This window comes from Staphylococcus sp. 231237_7MaSpsaltlick, assembly GCF_043107035.1.
The window spans coordinates 1-1652 of record NZ_JBICNX010000109.1 but is presented as its reverse complement, the minus strand read 5'-3'; the positions used below and the strand labels follow the sequence as shown (position 1 = coordinate 1652).

Genomic DNA, 1652 nt, shown 5'->3' with positions numbered 1-1652 from the left:
GTGTTTACCTGCACCTACTACATCAGTTCCACTTTCTTTAATCGTATCACCCATAGCTCTAAAACCAGCTTTTCCTTGGTTGCCCATTTTACCACTCATACGTTTAACTTTATCATCATACGGAAAGGCCACGCTTGTAAGTGGGAATCCAACGAATGATTTAAGTGGTGGGTACATTCCAGATCTAGGTTTTCTTATAGCAAATATATAAGCGAAGAATATTTTTGCTAATGAAACAATCATGTCTATAAATCCTGAAGGTATATATCCTAAGGTCACTTTATCTATGACTTTAGCTAATTCACTAGCTAATGATATAAATACGCCAGTTGCCATACCTGCTACTAATAAGCTAACTACAAACATAATCGAAAGTACAACTAATGACATCAGGGCATAAGGACTACCCATACCAACTACAAGACCTAAATTGATACCAATTCTCTTGAATGCTTCAAAGAAGTTCAATGAAAGTAATGCTAAGAAGACACCCATACCTATTATAATTACTGTAAGTGCATCTGAAGCTAAACCAACATAAGATCCTGCAACACCTATTCCACCATCACCTGGTAACGTTGCTTCTTTCCATTCTGTTTTAACAGTTGTTTGGTTTTTAGCTTTACCTTGCAAACCAGTTGGTGAAATATTATAACCATAAAATGATGCGCCTTTATTATCAAAGCTAGACTGCAACATTAATACTACTGATTGCGTACTAAAACTATCTTGTTGTCTAACTCCTACTGTTGCCTCTGGTTTAAAGTATTTACTGTCAACTTTTTTTAGTTCCTCATCTAGATTTTGTGTAGCTGACCACATTGAATATTCAATATTACTATTTTCCCAATTTTTCGGATCTTTCCCTCCAAATTCTTCTTTGTAATTATCGAACGCTGGTAAAGAATCATCACCATTTGGCAAATTACCTCTATTTATATCACCAATATAAGTATTCACATTAAAATTGTTATTTCCCATCCAAGTATTTAATAGATCAAAACCAGCTTTACTGTCTTCCATGTTATACAAAGTTGAATACGTTGTATTATTTATGTCGCTAATTAAATCTCTAGATCTTATTGGGTCGAAGTCTTTATCTATGTGACCACTATCAGCTTTCGCATTTGGGAAGCTATTACTTTTTAAACCATTAGGCGAAAGATTTGACGATGCAGCCCAACCTCTTGTATTAAATATATATTTCATCACGATGTTATCATCGATGTGTTGATTATCATATAGACTTTTAACTTGCTTAGCCATTGCTGATGAAAAATATAATACTAAAGTAGCAGCAACGACAATACCTAAAGTTCTAACTATCCACTCTTTTAATGTTTTAGCAGCTCTATGACGAGAACCTGTCATTACAAACCACATAATTAAACTGATGCATATAATTGTAACAATGGATAATCCAGCAGTGGCTAATTTATCCCAAAACTTTGATGTTAAACCTATGTTTTCGAAGAAATGATGTAAGGCTGATGATATAGGATTTTTATCAACAATCTCTGAATCACCTATACCTAATAATGCAATCGGATTAGTTGAAATCAAAGCATCAATAAACCACTTCAAAAGCTGATTTATAGCAGCATAAATCACTAATGCTATCGATATAAAACCGCCAAAAAGTCCTCTACCTA

Annotated in this window: 1 protein-coding gene; it reads right to left on the bottom strand. The window is 33.9% G+C overall.

From position 1 onward, the window contains the following. The coding region (locus tag ACF91D_RS30150) for a hypothetical protein (protein WP_392438412.1) at window positions 1-1652 on the bottom strand (1652 nt) is incomplete at both ends.